General features: G+C 71.8%; 17 protein-coding genes. 8 read left to right on the top strand and 9 right to left on the bottom strand.

What is annotated here, in order from left to right:
• Positions 1–48: 48 nt before the first annotated feature.
• The 8 genes from ACH4G3_RS09035 to ACH4G3_RS09000 are packed head-to-tail and all read right to left on the bottom strand — an operon-like array spanning position 49 to position 9,447.
• On the bottom strand, positions 49–705 hold the full coding sequence (locus ACH4G3_RS09035; protein ID WP_397623844.1) for a YveK family protein: 657 nt from the start codon (positions 703–705) through the stop codon (positions 49–51).
• On the bottom strand, positions 702–1,850 hold the full coding sequence (locus ACH4G3_RS09030; protein ID WP_397623843.1) for a glycosyltransferase: 1,149 nt from the start codon (positions 1,848–1,850) through the stop codon (positions 702–704). The genes ACH4G3_RS09035 and ACH4G3_RS09030 overlap by 4 nt, the downstream gene beginning before the upstream one ends.
• Before the next feature lies 1 nt (position 1,851).
• The gene (locus ACH4G3_RS09025; protein WP_397623842.1) at positions 1,852–2,616 is read right to left on the bottom strand and encodes a polysaccharide deacetylase family protein; all 765 of its coding nucleotides are present in this window, start codon (positions 2,614–2,616) and stop codon (positions 1,852–1,854) included.
• Entirely contained in the window at positions 2,600–4,297 is a 1,698-nt protein-coding gene (locus ACH4G3_RS09020) for a lipid II flippase MurJ (RefSeq protein WP_397623841.1), read from the bottom strand. The genes ACH4G3_RS09025 and ACH4G3_RS09020 overlap by 17 nt, the downstream gene beginning before the upstream one ends.
• Complete coding sequence (locus ACH4G3_RS09015) at positions 4,294–5,634, bottom strand: O-antigen ligase family protein (protein WP_397623840.1); 1,341 nt, start codon at positions 5,632–5,634, stop codon at positions 4,294–4,296. The genes ACH4G3_RS09020 and ACH4G3_RS09015 overlap by 4 nt, the downstream gene beginning before the upstream one ends.
• A gap of 5 nt (positions 5,635–5,639) precedes the next feature.
• Positions 5,640–7,067 carry an exopolysaccharide biosynthesis polyprenyl glycosylphosphotransferase gene (locus ACH4G3_RS09010; protein ID WP_397623839.1) on the bottom strand — a complete coding sequence of 476 codons (1,428 nt, stop codon included), beginning with the start codon at positions 7,065–7,067 and terminating at the stop codon, positions 5,640–5,642.
• Positions 7,064–8,314 carry a glycosyltransferase gene (locus ACH4G3_RS09005; protein WP_397623838.1) on the bottom strand — a complete coding sequence of 417 codons (1,251 nt, stop codon included), beginning with the start codon at positions 8,312–8,314 and terminating at the stop codon, positions 7,064–7,066. The genes ACH4G3_RS09010 and ACH4G3_RS09005 overlap by 4 nt, the downstream gene beginning before the upstream one ends.
• 50 nt (positions 8,315–8,364) lie before the next feature.
• Positions 8,365–9,447 carry a DUF3344 domain-containing protein gene (locus tag ACH4G3_RS09000; protein WP_397623837.1) on the bottom strand — a complete coding sequence of 361 codons (1,083 nt, stop codon included), beginning with the start codon at positions 9,445–9,447 and terminating at the stop codon, positions 8,365–8,367.
• A gap of 402 nt (positions 9,448–9,849) precedes the next feature.
• On the opposite strand from ACH4G3_RS09000, the gene ACH4G3_RS08995 reads away from it, so the two are divergent.
• From ACH4G3_RS08995 to ACH4G3_RS08980, 4 genes are all read left to right on the top strand, one after another.
• The gene (locus ACH4G3_RS08995; protein WP_397623836.1) at positions 9,850–10,542 is read left to right on the top strand and encodes a hypothetical protein; all 693 of its coding nucleotides are present in this window, start codon (positions 9,850–9,852) and stop codon (positions 10,540–10,542) included.
• A 702-nt stretch (positions 10,543–11,244) separates the two neighbouring features.
• Positions 11,245–11,367 (top strand): hypothetical protein, encoded by a 123-nt coding sequence (locus ACH4G3_RS08990; RefSeq protein WP_020270406.1) that lies wholly within the window; start codon positions 11,245–11,247, stop codon positions 11,365–11,367.
• Positions 11,368–11,587: 220 nt separating this feature from the next.
• Positions 11,588–12,082: a tyrosinase family oxidase copper chaperone gene (locus ACH4G3_RS08985; RefSeq protein WP_397623835.1), complete on the top strand. Its 495-nt coding sequence runs from the start codon at positions 11,588–11,590 to the stop codon at positions 12,080–12,082.
• Positions 12,066–12,932: a tyrosinase family protein gene (locus ACH4G3_RS08980; protein ID WP_397623834.1), complete on the top strand. Its 867-nt coding sequence runs from the start codon at positions 12,066–12,068 to the stop codon at positions 12,930–12,932. Before ACH4G3_RS08985 ends, ACH4G3_RS08980 begins: the two co-directional genes overlap by 17 nt.
• A 94-nt stretch (positions 12,933–13,026) precedes the next feature.
• Here ACH4G3_RS08980 and ACH4G3_RS08975 read toward each other — a convergent pair whose 3' ends face one another.
• Positions 13,027–13,320, bottom strand: a complete 294-nt coding sequence (locus ACH4G3_RS08975) for a chaplin (RefSeq protein ID WP_397623833.1) — start codon at positions 13,318–13,320, stop codon at positions 13,027–13,029.
• Between the two features lie 378 nt (positions 13,321–13,698).
• Between ACH4G3_RS08975 and ACH4G3_RS08970 the strand changes: the two genes are divergently transcribed.
• From ACH4G3_RS08970 to ACH4G3_RS08955, 4 genes are all read left to right on the top strand, one after another.
• Positions 13,699–13,965 (top strand): hypothetical protein, encoded by a 267-nt coding sequence (locus ACH4G3_RS08970; protein WP_397623832.1) that lies wholly within the window; start codon positions 13,699–13,701, stop codon positions 13,963–13,965.
• Positions 13,966–14,215: 250 nt separating this feature from the next.
• Positions 14,216–14,485 (top strand): hypothetical protein, encoded by a 270-nt coding sequence (locus ACH4G3_RS08965; RefSeq protein WP_397617832.1) that lies wholly within the window; start codon positions 14,216–14,218, stop codon positions 14,483–14,485.
• A gap of 155 nt (positions 14,486–14,640) precedes the next feature.
• Complete coding sequence (locus ACH4G3_RS08960; protein WP_397623831.1) at positions 14,641–14,916, top strand: hypothetical protein; 276 nt, start codon at positions 14,641–14,643, stop codon at positions 14,914–14,916.
• Between the two features lie 253 nt (positions 14,917–15,169).
• A complete protein-coding gene (locus ACH4G3_RS08955; RefSeq protein WP_397623830.1) occupies positions 15,170–15,442 on the top strand; it encodes a hypothetical protein in 273 nt (90 codons plus the stop codon).
• Positions 15,443–15,576: the final 134 nt, after the last annotated feature.

The raw sequence follows: 15,576 nt of genomic DNA, 5'->3' as shown, positions 1-15,576 counted from the left end.
CGGCGAAACGGCGCTCCCCGGCGCCATGTCTGGCCAGGCCCGCCGTCGTCACCGTTGTCCGCGCACATCGGCGGCGGCGGCCGGGCCGGGCACCGAGGGGGCCGGGGCGGGTTCGTCGTCCTGGCCGGTCTTCCGCGGCCGCGCCAGCAGGGCCAGGCCGCCCAGCAGACCGCCCGCGCTCGCTCCCACCAGACCGGTCACCGCCGGTGAAGCCGACGTCGGCTCGCTCGGCTCCACCGCCCGCGAGAACTGCACGAGCCGCACGTTGGTGTTGCCCCTGGTGTCGTCCGCGTGGCGGGTCAGCGAACGGGTGACCGCGTTCGCCATGTCGACGGCGAGGCCGGGGCGCGAGGAGGTGGCCGAGACGGCGACCATCGGCGCGTCCGGCGACGTCGCCGTGCGCACACTGCGCTGCAGGGTGTGCACGGGCACACCCGCGTACACCTGCGCGTCCCCGAGCACGGCGAGCTGGGTGGCGACGCGGCCGTACGCCTGAGCGAATCCGAGGGCGGCGTCCGGCGTGGACTTCTCGGTCGGTACGGCGATGACGTAGCTCGTGGCCGTGTACGTGGAAGGGGTGAGCAAGCCGTACGCACCGCCGAGCAGACCCCCGGCGAGGGTGCCGGCCGCGAGCACGGACCACAGGGGAAGCCCCTTGAGACGAGCCAGGGACAGGCGGCGCTGGCGGGTCGGAGTGTCGGTCATGAGGAGGTGGCTCCCAGGGGTGAGAGGGACGGCGAACTGGAGACCGCTGCCGCGTACACGTCCGTCAGACGGGCCGCGCAGTGGGTGATGCTGTAGTGGTGGGCGACCTCCGAGGCGGTGCGCGGCCGGGCGCCGGCCTCGCGGACCTCGGCGATCGCGCGGGCGTACGCCTCGGGGCCGCCGCGCACACGCCGGGTGCCGGCGGCGCCCGGCCGCACGTCCTCGATGGCCGGACAGGAGGCGTAGAGCACGGGCAGGCCGGACGCCAGCGCCTCCACGGCCGCCAGGCCGAAGGCCTCGTCCGTGGACGGGGACGCGAGCAGGTCCATCGCCGAGGTGAGCGAGGGCAGGTCCGGGCCGGGCGAGCCGTCGGGCACGTAGGGACGTTCGCCGGTGAACACGACGCGGCCGGCCACGCCGGCCTCGTGGGCCGTGCGACGCAGGGCGTGCTCCTCGGGGCCGCCGCCCACCAGCAGCAGCCAATGGTCGTCCGGGAGCAGGGTGAGCGCGCGGACGAGGACGTCGAACCGCTTCCCCGCGGTGAGCCGGCCGACACCGCCCACCACCCAGGCGTCCTCCGGCAGGCCGAGGTGCCGGCGGGTCTGCTCCCGCCGCTCCTGGTCGAAGCGGAAGCGGTCCAGGTCGATGCCGTTCGGGACGACCTCGATGCGGGGCGCGGGCACGCCCCAGCGCTTGAGGCGCTCGGCCACCGTCGGGGAGACGGCGACCGTCGCCGAACCGAGCCGCTCGCTGGCGAGGTACAGCCCGCGCACCCCCGCCGTCAGCCTGCGGCCCTCCATCTGCGAGTCGCCCAGGGAGTGTTCCGTGGCGACGACCGCCCGGACCCCGGCCAGTCGCGCGGCGAACCGGCCGTAGACGCAGGCGCGGTACAGGTGGGTGTGCACCAGGTCGTAGCCGCCGGCGCGGATCAGCCGGACCAGGCGCGGCAGCGCGGCCAGGTCACGGTTGCCGCCCATGCCGAGATGCATGACGCGGACGCCGTCGGCCGCGAGGCCCTCGGCGACCGCACCGGGGTTGGTGAGCGTCAGGACGTCGCAGTCGACGGGCAGGTGACGCAGCAGCAGGCGCAACTGCTGCTCGGCCCCGCCGACGCCGAGGCCGGTGATGATGTGCAGAGCCCTCATCTCACAGGCCCTCCACCGGGCGCCGGCGCAGCCGGTGCAGCCAGTACTTGAGGTGCAGACGCCATGCCGTGTCGTCCTGGCCGACGTACACGCGCGGCAGGGCGTGCGGACCGGTCAGCGGGCCCGGGTCGATGGCGCAGCCGTAGGTGTACCCCGCTTCCCGCACGGCCTGGACGGCGCGGGCGTCGATCGTGCCGTACGGGTAGCAGAAGCCCTCGACCGGGGCGCCGGTCAGCTCCTCGAGCCGGGCGCGGCTTTCGGCGACCTCGGCCTTGAGGGTGAGGTCGTCCGCCCTGGTGAGGTCGACGTGCGTCAGCCCGTGCGAGCCGATCTCCACTCCTTCGGCGGCCGCCTGCCGGATGCCGTCCGCGGTCAGGAGCGGCTTGCGCGGGCCGAGCGGATCCCAGGCGTTGTCGCCGCCGAGCCGTCCGGGCAGCACGAAGAGGGTGGCGCCGCAGTCGAAGCGGTGCAGCAGCGGCAGGGCGTCGGTGACGAAGTCGGCGTACCCGTCGTCGAAGGTCAGCCCGACCAGGTTCCGCCCCTCGCCGCGGGCGCGGGCGGCGAGCAGCTCGGTCACGGACACGCCCTGCAGACCGCGCCGGCGCAGCCAGGCCAGCTGGCTGCCGAGCCGCTCGGGCGTGACCGTGATGCGGTACGGGTCGTCCGAGCAGTCGCCCACCGAGTGGTACATCGCCACCCAGGGGACCGGACTCCGGTGCGGGGCCGGGGGTCTGCCGGTGTCGAGGGAATCAACGGAAGCGGCCATGTGTGAGCCTTCGTGTGACGGCGCGTAGGAAGCGCAGGGCGGACGCGGGACTCTGGGCACCGAGGGCCCAGGTGAGCGGGACGAAGACGAAGGTCACGGTCAGGCAGCCGGCCGCGAGGCCCGAGGCCGGGGACGGCAGCCGGCTCGCGGCGAACGCCCCCGCGGCCGTGGCGACGACCGCGGCGCACACGAGCCTGCCCAGTTCGGCCAGGACCCGCCGGACACGGACCGAGACGCTGTGGGGACTGTCCATCCGGCCCGTTCGCAGCCCGGCGAGCAGCAGGGCGGCCGTGACGGTGATGCCCAGGGCGTTGGCGGCGGCGATCCCCGCCACGCCCCAGGAGTGCACGGTGGCGGCGCCGATCCAGGACGTCACGGCGATGCCCGCCGCCATCGCACCGAGGGGGTACCAGCTGGCCCGGCCCGCCGAGAAGTAGGAGCGCACGAGGGCGCCCACCAGGGTCTGACCCAGCAGTCCGAGGGCGTACACGCGCATGACGTCCGCCGTCGCCGCGGTGTCGCCCGCGGTGAACGCGCCCCGCTGGAAGAGCAGTTCGATCATCTGAGGGGCGCAGGCGATCACCGCGCACATGCCGAGCAGCACCAGACACGAGGCGAGCGCCAGATCCCGCTCCACGCGGCTGCGGGCCCGCGCGGTGTCGCCGTCCGCGAGGGCCCGCGCCACCACCGGGAAGGTGACGGTGCACACCATCAGCGACAGCGTCATCGGGATCTGGGCGACCTTCTGCGCGTAGTTCAGGTGCGAGATGGCGCCGGCGGGCAGGCCGGAGGCGAGGAAGCGTTCGGCGAGAACCTGCGACTGGCGGCACAGGGCGAAGAGGAGCACGGCGGCGACCAGGGCGAGTTGCATCGGCCGCTCCTCGACCTGTGCCCCGGCCCTGGCGAGGGGCGGGGTGCGCGACGCCAGTCGCCGCCACAGCGACGGCAGTTGCACCGCCACCATCAGAAAGCCGCCCGCCGCGACCCCGACCGCGGCGGAGCGCACGCCCCAGCCGTCGCCGAGGAGGAACATCGCCGCGATGATGCCGGTGTTGTAGGCGACGTAGATCGCCGCGGGCGCGAGGAAACAGCGGTGTGCCCGCAGGGCGGCACTGCAGTACCCGGCGAGCCCGAAGGCCAGCACGCAGGTCGCCGTGATCCGGGTGCAGTCGGCGGCGAGCCGGGGGTCGGGCAGGCCGGGGGCGAGGGCCCGGACCAGGTAGGGAGCGGTGCCGGCGACCAGCGCGGCCACCGCGGCGAGGGCGAGGCACAGCCGGGGCAGGGTGGCGCCGACCAGGGCGCGGACCGGATCGCCCGGGGCGCCCCGGGCGCGGCGGGCCAGCGCCATGCTGAACGCCGGGATCAGCGCGATCGCCAGCCCGTCCTCGATGAGCAGTGTGGAGGCGAACTCCGGAACGGTCCACGCGACCAGGAAGGCGTCCGTGTCGCTCCCCGCGCCGAACAGCCGGGCCAGCGACTGGTCGCGCACCAGGCCGAGCAGTGAGCCGACGATGGACAGCGACGCCGTGACGAGCGCGGCCCTGGCCAGGAAGCTTCCGGAGACCGACGCCGAAGAGGCCGGGTCGGCGCCGTCCCCGGCCTTGGTGGCGGCACGCGCCGGGGGGACGGTCGCCATGTCGTCCGTTTCGGGCCCGGGGGACTGCGAGGGCACCACCGTCATCGCGCCAGGGCCTCCTCGGCGGGTTCCCGCACCCCGCTGCGGGGCGCGTCCACACGCGTCTCGCCGGTCAGCGCCCACCACGCCCCGAGCCCCATGGCCACCGCCATCAGCACGGTCGAGGGCCCGCCGATGTCTCCGTACATGAAGTCGGTCAGCATCCAGACCAGCAGCCCGCAGGCGACGAGCCCGCAGTCGAGTCCCGGCCCGCGGGCGCGGACGCGCACCAGCCGCCGCATCCCGCACACCAGCAGGGCCAGCCAGCTCCCGGCGAGCGCGAGCAGCCCGATCAGGCCCTGCTCGCTGAGCACCAGCAGGTACATGTTGTGCGGAGACAGCAGCGGCTGCCTCTGGTACTTCATACCCGGGCCGTCGTTCTCGCTGCCCGACGACAGCGCGAGCGTGGCGTGCCCGTCCCGGTACTCGGGAAATCCCTTCAGCCCGACACCCGTCAGCGGATGCTGCCGCCAGATCTCCGTGGCGGACGCCCACAGGGTGTACCGGTCGACGACGGACTGGTCGGGGGCGTCGGTGACCTGGGCGATGCTGTCGATCCGCTGCTGCAGAACCGCCGAGCCCACACCGAACCCGCCCACCAGGATCACGCCCGTGGCGAACGCGGCCGCCACCACCTTGAGCGCGCGCCGCAACCCGGTCAGCACCAGCTGCAGGGTGCACGTCAGGACGGTCGCGATCCAGGCTCCGCGGCTGAAGGAGAGCGCGAGCGGCAGCAGCAGCACCACTGCGCACGCGGCGGCGGCCACCCGCTGCCGAACGGACAGCCGGCCCAGCGCGATCCCGACCGCGCACACCAGGCCGAGGGAGACCGCCGTCGCCATGCCCATCACGTCGTGCGCCCCGAAGGTGCCGACCGCCCGGATGTTCTCGCCCTGGTAGGAGGCGCCGGTCCGGGTGACGAACTGGTGGACGCCGACGGCCCCCTGACACAGACCGAGCCCCACGAACGCCCAGGCCACCAGCCGGAAGCCGGTCCGGCCGCGGAGCAGCAGCAGCACGGCTGCGGGAACGAGTACGAAGGTCTGCAGATAGCGTCCCAGGCCGGTGAGCCCGGCCTGGGAGGAGAACGCCCCCATGGCGGCGAGGGCGAGCCCCACGACCGGCAGGCCCAGCACCACGGCAGCGGCGGGCGACAGCGGGCGCCGCCGTTCGAGCATCAGACGGATCACGCAGTACACCACCATCAGCCCGGAGAGCACGTCGGCGGGCCCCGCGCCGTCCGGCGTCAGCGGCAGTGCCAGCACGGCGGGTACGGCCACCACGGGCAGGGCCGGTGCCAGCACGGTGACGCGGCGGGGGAGCGGTGTCAGTGCGAGGCTCACCTCTCTCAGCTCCCCGTGGGACGTACCACCGTGGCCGCGGTGCGCAGCAGGATGCAGACGTCCTGCCAGAGGGACCAGTCGTCGATGTAGGCGTTGTCGAACCGGCAGCGGTCCTCGATCGAGGTGTCGCCGCGCAGACCGTGGATCTGGGCGAGGCCGGTGATGCCGGTCCGCATGCGGTGGCGGACCGTGTAACCGGGGTAGGTCTGGCCGAACTGCGCGACGAAGTAGGGGCGTTCGGGGCGCGGTCCGACCAGGCTCATGTCGCCCCGGAGCACGTTCCACAGCTGGAGCAGTTCGTCGAGCGAGGTGCGCCGCAGCATCCGGCAGAACCAGCGCATCTCGTCCTCGTTCGCCACGCTCCACCGGGTCGCCGACTCGTGCTCGTCGACCGGGCGGTGGGTACGGAACTTCAGCAGCGTGAACGGCTTGCCGCCCCTGCCGATGCGCTCCTGCCGGAACACCACGCCCGGCCCGTCGCTGATCCGCAGCGCCACGGCGAAGGCCAGCAGCAGCGGGCTGACCAGCACCAGCAGCGTCCCGGACACGAGAATGTCGAGCGCCCGTTTGGCCGCGCTGCCGCGCCGGGCCGGGGACATGTCCAGGCGCCGGCAGGAGAACCCGGCCAGCCGCTCCTGCGTCGCGTACGACGGGGAATCGGCGTCGACCTCCCAGACCACGCAGCCCGACTCGGCCAGCGCCCGCAGCAGCGGCTCCTGTTCGGCGCGTACGGAGGGGTGAACGGCCAGCACCGCCCGCACCCCGTTCTGGATGACCGCACGCTCGACCTCCTCAGGGGTCGTCAGCACCGGCAGGCTCTCGGTGCCGTCGGGCTGCTCGGCGACGATCCCCACCGGCCGCACGCCGCACCGCGGGTGACGCAGTACGGCGCCGGCCACGCGCTGCGCGGTCGCCGCCGGGCCGAGGACGAGTGCGGTGTGCGGGTGGCGCAGCAGCGCGCCGCGCCGCCGCGCGTGCACCGCTCCGCGCAGCACACAGCCGGCCGCCGCGTGCAGGGCGAGGCCCGTCAGCACGGTACCGAGGGTCAACGCGTGCTCCGGCCGGTACGCCGCCAGGAGCGCCGCGAGTGCCAGCCAGGCCACCGCGATGCGTCCGCACACGGCGGGCAGTTCCTCCAGCAGCCCCGGTACCGGCGGCCGCCCGTCGCGCCGGCGCAGCAGCAGCGACATGACGATCAGCAGGGTGACGAACACGGGATGGCGCTGGGCTTCGGTGAGCGCCGGCGCCCCCGCCAGGGCGGCGACGCCGTCCGCGACGAGCAGCGGGACGGGGGAGGCGGGGCGGGCCGGGCGCCCCGGGGCGGACGGCCGGAAACCGGTGGCGGTGCCGCGCGGCGGCATGACCGAGACTGGTGAGGATCCGTGGTCCCGTGGCGGTACGCCGGGGGAGGGCACGGTACGTTCGGCGGTCACGAGTGGATGGACTCCCTGTACTCGGTGGGCTCGACGCGCTGTGTTGTCCGGTTCGCCTCGGCGCCACGTCCGGTGCCGAGCGGCTGACCGCGCTCAGCGCTGGGGGTGGTGGCGGTCCATGGGCCGAGCAGGTCGCGATAGACGTCCGAGACGGCCTCGGCGGTGTACCGCACGTCGTGGGTGGACAGCACGTGCCGGCGGCCCTGGCTGCCGAGCGACTCGCGCAGCAGCGGGTCGGCCAGCAACTCGGTGACGGCCCGGGCCAGCGCCGCCGGGTCCTCCGGCGGGACCAGGCACCGGGCGGCGAAGGAGGGCGGCAGGCTCTCGCGGGCACCGTCGACGTCCGTGACCACCACGGGCCGCCCGCAGGCCATCGCCTCCAGTGGCGCCAGGGCCATGCCCTCCCAGCGGGACGGCAGGACGACGAGATCGGCGGCCTGGTACCAGGGGGAGGCGTCGGCGACGGCTCCCGCGAACACCACGGACGGCGGGGCGCCTTCGCGAAGCCGGTCGTGGTCCGGCCCGTCGCCGACCAGGACGAGGCGGGCGTCGGGGACCTGCCGCACGACGGCTTCCCAGGCCCGCAGCAGGACGTCCTGGCCCTTCTGCCGGCACAGCCGCCCCACGCACACGGCGAGCGGTGCGGCCGGGTGGATGCCGGCGAGAGGTGCGAGCCCGGCCCGCACGGCGCCCGCGGCGGCAGGGTGGAAGCGCTCGGGGTCGATGCCGTTGGGGACGACGGTCCACCGGCCGGTGATCCTGGCGTCCATGCCGGTGGCGCGTTCCGCCTCGCTCACACACAGCACGCGTGAGGCCCAACGTGCCCCCCAGCGTTCCCACATGAGCGCCAGGGCCGCGGTGCCCCCGCTGACCGCCTCGAACGACCAGGCGTGCGGCTGGAAGACCGTCGGAATCCGCCCGCGTACCGCGAGCCGTCCGGCGAGCCCGGCCTTCGCGCTGTGCGCGTGCACCAGATCGGGACGCACCTCGTCGATCACCCGAGCCAGATGCCGTACCTCCCGGACGAGCGACGTCCCGGGCGACCGCGTCGCGTGCCAGTGCCGTACGCGCGCGCCGAGCGTCCGCAGCTTCGAGGTGAGCGCGCTGTCGGGGCAGGCCACGGTGACGTCCAGGCCGTCCGACAGTTGTGCCCGGACCAGGTCCGTCACGACGCGTGCGACGCCGCCGTCCACCGGTTGGGTGAGGTGCAGGACTCTTGGGAGAGGGGCGGTGGATGGCAGGTGCATGTGGGCGGATTCCTCGCTCGCGAAGGTGTTCGGGGCGGGCGGTGACGGAGTCACCGCCGTGCGTCGACGGCGACGAAGAGCACGCCGGCCCACGCCGCGTCCTGCTGGGAGTGGAGCCGGAAGGTCGCCTGGTCACCGGCGTGCTGCAGGCCTCCGAGATCGAACACGTCGGAGTCGTAGCCGAGGTTGTTGGCGTACGCGGGCGCGCGTGCCGCATCCGACCCGGGCTCAGTGATGGTGGAATTGAGGACGTCGCTTTGGGGGTTGGCGGCGTTGGCGAGGGCGGACTCGGACTGGCCGGTCGTCACGGTGAGCGAGTCGCCGGTGGTGCCGCGGTCGCCGTTGTACGTCACCAGGCCCGCACGGCCCCAAGCGCCCGCGGAGAAGCCCAGATCCGTCATCCGGATCTCCGGCGCACCGGACCTCAGCGGGGTGAAGCCGTCCCAGAGCGCGAGGTGGCGCAGTGGCTCCGACGGGTTCTCGTAGACCACCACGAGCGTCCAGCCGCCCCACGCCCCGGCCGTCGATCTGCCCATGGCGATGTTGATCTGCGCCACGGTGTACAGGCCCGGCCCGCCCTCCCGCACCAGCCGTGTCACGTCGGCCGAGGCCTGGAAGGCGTCCATGCCGTCGGCCACGCGGTGTCCGACCGTGGTGTCCGCGACCAACTCCTTGTACTCCCCGCCGGGTTCGGCGACCAGCACGCGCCCGTTGTCCTGCGGCGGCTTCTGTTCGCCCACGCGCAGGTTGCCGCCCCAGTAGAGGCGCGCGTACGTCACCCGGGAGCCGCTCGGGAGGCGGACCTCCGCGCGGGAGGAGTTGTAGGTGTTGGGGTCGCGGTCGACATCGACGTAGAACATGTCGAAGTCGCCGTTCACGCCGGACCCGCCTGCCTGGGCGTCCGGGCACGAAGGCTTCTGGGCCGCGCGGCAGGTGATCGACGCGTTGGCCGCGCGCACGATGCCGCCGTGCTGCAGCACGCGGTGCCGCTCGGCGAAGGCGAGGCTCTCGGCCTCCGGTGCGGGCGCGGCGGCCGGCGCGGCGGCCGGGGAACTGCCGGCTGCCCACATGGCCGCAAGGGCCAGGACGCCCACGGTCGCGCGGCGGAACACGGGGCCCAGAGAATGGCGCATGACCGGTCGTTGCCCTTTCGGAACAGGTGGCCGTGGCGGCAGCGCCACGAGTGCGATGTGTCCGCGCTGAGGAGTGCGTCGGGCGGTTCGCAACTCTAGTCAACAATCGGACATAGTCGAAGAAATTCGGTGAAGTCTGACAAGTGTGTCGGAATCGTGAAACCGCAAGTCCTTGCCGGTCCCGGCCGCGGCCTTTGGTGTCGGCCCGCGCCTCCACTCGGGGGAGCCCGGTGCCTTACTCCGGGAAGGGCCGATGAAGGGGCGCCCTGACATACCGTCTGATCAGGGTGGGCGCGGCGAATGGGGGAATTGTTAAATCCCGAAAAGCGTATGAGCGGTTGCGGGAAGTGGCGGGCGCTTTCACGGTGGGCTCAAGATCCAACGCCGTCGAAAGGAATCTCCATGTGTGCTCTGCCCGCACGGCGCATCGCGTCCAGCGCCCTGTGCGCCGCCCTTCTGGTCGGGATCACCGGCCCCGTCGCCATGGCGGCCGACTCGGCCCGCGGGCACGCTCATGTGGCGCCCGACGCCCGGCTTCCCGGCGCGGACAGGCGTCTCGCGCAGATCGAGAAACTCAACTGGGGTGAGCTCACCCCCGTCGCCGACCTGCTGACCGCCGTGCTCCGGAGCAACGGCCGACTGCCCGCGGCCGAGGCCAGGAAGCTGGGAGCAGAAGCGAAGGCCGCCCTGGCACGGGCGGCCGGGAAGGACGTGCGACCCCCGGCGACGTCGACGGTCGTGCTGTGGCCGGCCCCTGCCCTGCCGGCCCTGCCCGCCCTGGTGCCCGGGGCGCCCGAGCGGCGCGCCGCCGACCCCGTGACCGACCTGCTGGACCTCGTACTGGGTGCTGTCGACGGTCTCCTGCAGGCGATCACCTCCGGTGTCGGCGGCATCCTTCCCTCCGTCGACGACCTGCTGAACGGGGTGGACGACCTCCTCGACGCACTGCTCGGAGGCGACCTGCTGCTTCAGGACGAGTCCGCTTCGTCGACGTCGTCCAGCACGTCGCCCAGCACGTCGTCGACATCGGCACCCGCGGCCGTCACGTACCCCAAGGCCACGGTGCTGACGCCGCTGCTGTCGCCGCCCTCCTGAAGCCACGTCCAGTCGTGGTGCCGCCCTCAGGGAGCGGCGCCACGACTGTTGTTCCTTCCGCTGCACTTTCCGCGCGGCTTCGCGTATTCCTCCGGTTCCTTTCCGTTCCGCGACCCGGTCTGTTAATAGATCTCGTATGAGGTATCGGCAATCTTGGGCGTCTCCGGTTTCCGCCCAGGCCAGGGCTCGTTAGGCACGGCGACAGAATCCCCTCCGGCGACGCGCGTTGCCGAAGAAAGGAACACGATGAAGTCTCTGAAGGCTGCCGCCGTCTTTGCCGGGTCCTTGATCGCCGCTGGTTCCGCCACACCCGCGTTCGCCCAGGACGCCATGGTCGCCCCGAGCGCGCCGGCCGCTCAGAGCGTTCCGGACGTGCAGGCTGCCCCGGTCGCCCAGAGTGCTCCGGTTGCTCAGGCTGCTCCGGTTCAGAGCGCGCCGGTCGCCCAGAGCGCTCCGGCTGTTCAGAGCGCCCCGGTCGCTCAGCCTGCTCCCGCCCCGCAGCCGGCTCCGGTCGCTCAGCCGGCCCCCGCCCCGCAGCCGGCTCCGGTCGCTCAGCCCGCCCCGGCTCCTCAGCCGGCTCCGGTCGCTCAGCCGGCCCCCGCCCCGCAGCCTGCTCCGGTTGCTCAGCCTGCCCCCGCTCCGCAGCCTGCTCCGGCCGCCGAGAACACCCGCGACCTGGCATCCACCGACCTCACCGGCGGCGTGAGCACCAGGGTCCCCCTCGATGTGAGCGCTCAGGGCAAGGAGTCGCTGGTCCACACGGCGAAGAACGCCGCCTCCGCGGTCAACGACGCCAAGCCGGTGCACGGCAACCTGTGGTTCTAGAGCTGGGACCACGTCGTACGGAGGGTCGGTCCTCGGACAGTTCGAGGGCCGGCCCTCCGCGTGTGTCCGGCCGGTGACGCGACCCGCTCCCCGCCGGGACGGACACCGGCGATCCCCGCCGGGACGGATACCGGCGATCACTTGTCTGGCCGCGCGGCGGTGACCGCGCGGGACGTCCGGCGGTTACGGCTACGACACCGGAACCGGACGAGGAGTGGACATGGTCGTCAGCATGGGCGGAGGACCGGCGGGGGACGGGGCGCCGACCCCGGCGCAACCCGGACCGGCGGGCAGCACGCGGCGGGAGGTGACGCGCCGTCTGCGTGCCTGCGCCCTCGCCGCGGCCCTGGCGGCCCCGGTGGCCGCCGCCTTCCGGCTCCAGCGTCCCGGACCCGGGAATGCCCCGGGCGACACCGCCGTCGACCAGACCTACCGCAACCGCCGCATCCGGGTGACCTGGATCCCGTCGGGCGGTTCGGCCGGGCAGGGCCGGTGGCACGTCACCGTGGACGGCCGCCCTCTGCATCTGATGCGCCGGGCCGACGGCACCTGGCTGAGCATGGTCGACCACTACTGCTCGTACCGGTCACCGCTCGAGGCCGCCCGCGCCGCCGTCGACGAACTCGGCCCCGGCCGGCGGCTGCGCGACCTGGCTGCGGAGCCGGGAGGCGCGGGGCACGTGCACACGGGGGACCGGCATGGCGTACGTGCGTAGGGATGCCGGCACGCTCACCAAGGCCGAGAAGCGGCGGTTCGTCAAGGCGCTGCTGGAGGTCAAACGACGGGGCGAGTACGACGAGTTCGTGCGGATGCACGTCGAGTACTTCTCCTCCGACGGCGAACACGGGCTGCGCGCCGCGCACATGGCGCCCTCGTTCCTGCCCTGGCACCGCCGGTTCCTGCTCGACCTCGAGCGCGCGCTGCGCCGGGTGGACTCCTCGGTGACCGTGCCGTACTGGGACTGGACGCGCTATCGCACGACCACCTCCGCACCCTGGACGCCGGACCTCCTCGGCGGCAACGGACGCCGTTCCGACCACCAGGTGATGACGGGTCCGTTCGCCTACCGGGAGGGCAACTGGCCCATCAAGGTGGCCGTGACCGACGCGGTGTTCCTCACCCGGGACCTCGGCCGCCGCCGCTCCCCCATCGACCTGCCCACGAAGAGCGAGCTGCAGTGGGCGCTGAAGGACCCCGTCTACGACGTGGCGCCCTGGGACTCGACGGTCACGCGGGGGTTCCGCAACAAACTGGAGGGCTGGGGCACCGGCGCGGGCGGCACGTCCTGGCGCAACCACAACCGGGTGCACGGCTGGGTCGGCGGTGACATGCTCGGCGGCGCGTCCGTCAACGACCCCGTGTTCTGGCTGCACCACGCCTTCATCGACCTGCAGTGGTACCGCTGGCAGCGCCGGCACCGCGGGGCCCGTTACCTTCCCGCGTCACCGCCGGGCACCGGCGACGGACAGCACGGCCGGATCGTGGCACGGCACCAGAGCCTGCCTCCGTGGGACGTGACGCCGGACCAACTGGAGGACATCGGCCGGATCTACCGGTACGCGTGAGGTGACGAGGACCCTCACGCCGCGGATCCTCGCCCGGCATGGGGAGAGCCCCGGCGTTCGGGGAGGCCGGGGCTCTCGGGGCAGACAGCAGACGTCAGTGGCGGTGGCCGCTCTTCTTGCTGCTCTTCTTGTGGTCGTCCTTCTTGTGGCCCTCGTTCTTGCAGGTGTTGCCGACAGCCGGGTTGAGCAGGCCGACGAACTGGACGGTGTTGCCGCACACGTTGATCGGCACGTGGACCGGCACCTGAACAACGTTGCCGGACAGGACGCCGGGCGAGCCGATGGCAGCGCCCTTGGCGCCGCCGTCCGCCGCGGCGAGACCGGCGCCACTGAGCACCACAGCGCTCGTGCCGAGAGCGACAACGCCAACCTTCGCGATGCGAGACATCACGTTCTCCTTAGTGACTCGATGAGTGCGGCAGCAGTACGCGCGACCGCACTGCCCGTTCCAACGCGAGGACTCCTGACCGGTAACGAGGTTTTTCTCCGGATCACCCGTTTTGAACGGGTGCTCCGCCGTACGGGCGTTGTTTCCGCCCGACCCGTGCCCAGCCGAGTCGCGGCGCGGGCGACCTCCCTCCCTGGTGCCGGCGCGCGATGGGCCAGGGGAGTCGCTCGGTGTCGGTGCAGCGGCGCCGCAGTGGGATTTTTTGGAAAGTTAAGCGATTGGGCGTTTTGCGTATAAAACCCATCAATCTTCGCCTAGTCTGCGACTGACAGTGACCGATCCAGTACGGATTGTGTCGACTCGAGAAACGGAGAGGTAATGCGCAACTTCCAGAAGGCCGCGGTCGTCATGGCCATGCTCGGCAGCGTCAGCTTCCTGGGTGCCGGCGTGGGCCACGCCTCGGACGGGGGCCACAAGGTCAAGATCGACAACGACCAGAAGCAGGGCTGCACCCAGAACGACACGCAGACCGGGCTCATCCAGCTCGACGACGTCAACGTCTCGGTCGGCCTCCTCGGTTGGTCCCAGCAGGACAACAGCGAGAAGGAGTCGCTGGCCTGCTCCCAGAGCTTCGGCAAGCACTGATCATTCGGCAAGCACTGATCAAGTGATCCAGGGCAGGCCCTGGGGTTCGACCACGTGTCCGAACCCCAGGGCCTGCCCTTGTTCTGTCACCGGTGGCCTGAGACCTGCACAACAACGCCACAATGTGTTTTTTCAGGAAAGTTACGCGATTGGGCGTTTTGCCTATCAAAAGCCCCCAACATCCCCTACGCTTATGACTGCCAGTGACCAGTCCATCACGGATTGTGTCGACTCGAGAAACGGAGAGGTAATGCGCAACTACCAGAAGGCCGCGGTCGTCATGGCCATGCTCGGCAGCGTCAGCTTCCTGGGTGCCGGCGTCGGCCACGCCTCCGACGGGGGCCACAAGGTCAAGATCGACAACGACCAGAACCAGGCGTGCGCCCAGAACGACGCGCAGACCGGGCTCATCCAGCTCGACGACGTCAACGTTTCGGTCGGTGCCATCCTCGGCTGGTCCCAGCAGGACAACAGCGAGAAGGAGTCTCTGGCCTGCTCCCAGAGCTTCGGCAAGCACTGATCATCCGCTAGCGCTGATCAGATGATCTAAAGCAGGCCCCGGGGTTCGGACATGCGTCCGAGCCCCGGGGCCCGCTTGCGTGACTTCCATTCGATCCACAGGTCCGGAACGACCCCGCCGTTCAGTCGCGGGGGTCGACCCTGAAGGAGAAGTAGATGTTCAACTCGAAGAAGTTCGCAGCGCTCGCGGCAGCCGGGGTCCTGGGGGGCTTCGCTCTGCTCGGTGGCGGAGTGGTCCAGGCCGCCGAGGGTGGTCCCGGCAAGTGCGTCGACGACGGCAAGGGCCACGTTCGCTGTGTGCAGACGAGTGAGTACGAGGTGACCAGGAGCAAGGACGGCGCCGTCCACGTCAGTAACGAGTCGACGCAGACCTGTCCGGCCACGCACGGTCAGGTCACGTGTGTCGACAGCGTCGTCCCCCCTCGGCGGTAGGTCCTGACGCTTCGTCGGCCGATGCGGGCCCGATCGGCTCGCGCGCGCAGGGGCCCCTAGCGGTAGTTGCCGGAAGTGGCCAGCCGGGCTCGGCCATCCGATACAAGCAAGACCGCGTTAAACGCGATTTTTTTCAAGAAACTGGCGCGAGTGGGCGTTTCGCCCGTTAGAAGCCACATGAGGGTCACCTACAGTTGGCGACTGTCGGTGACCAACTCATCACGGGTTGTGTCCACTCAAGAACGGAGCAGTAATGCGCAACTACCAGAAGGCCGCGGTCGTCATGGCCATGCTCGGCAGCGTCAGCTTCCTGGGGGCCGGTGCCGGCCACGCTGCGGACGGGGACGAGAAGGTCAAGCTGGAGAACAAGCAGAACCAGTCGTGTGAGCAGAACGACTCGACCAAGGGCCTCATCAACATCGATGACGTCAACATCTCGCTCGGCCTCCTCGGTTGGTCCGAGCAGGACAACAGCGAGCGCGAGTCCGTGACCTGCTCCCAGAACTTCATCCTCGGTGGCAAGTGATCACTGATCAGGTGATCTAGGCAGGCCCCGGGGCTCGAACCAGGTGGTCCGAGCCCCGGGGCCTGTCGTCTGGCTTCTTTGTCGGCCCAAGCGTCCGGAACGACCCCACCGTCCAGTCACGGGGTCGACCGTAA

It is taken from the genome of Streptomyces afghaniensis (assembly GCF_044327915.1).
Classification (GTDB): Bacteria; Actinomycetota; Actinomycetes; order Streptomycetales; family Streptomycetaceae; genus Streptomyces; species Streptomyces afghaniensis.
Note: the sequence above shows the minus strand (reverse complement) of the source record. Positions and strands in the feature narration are given on the sequence as shown.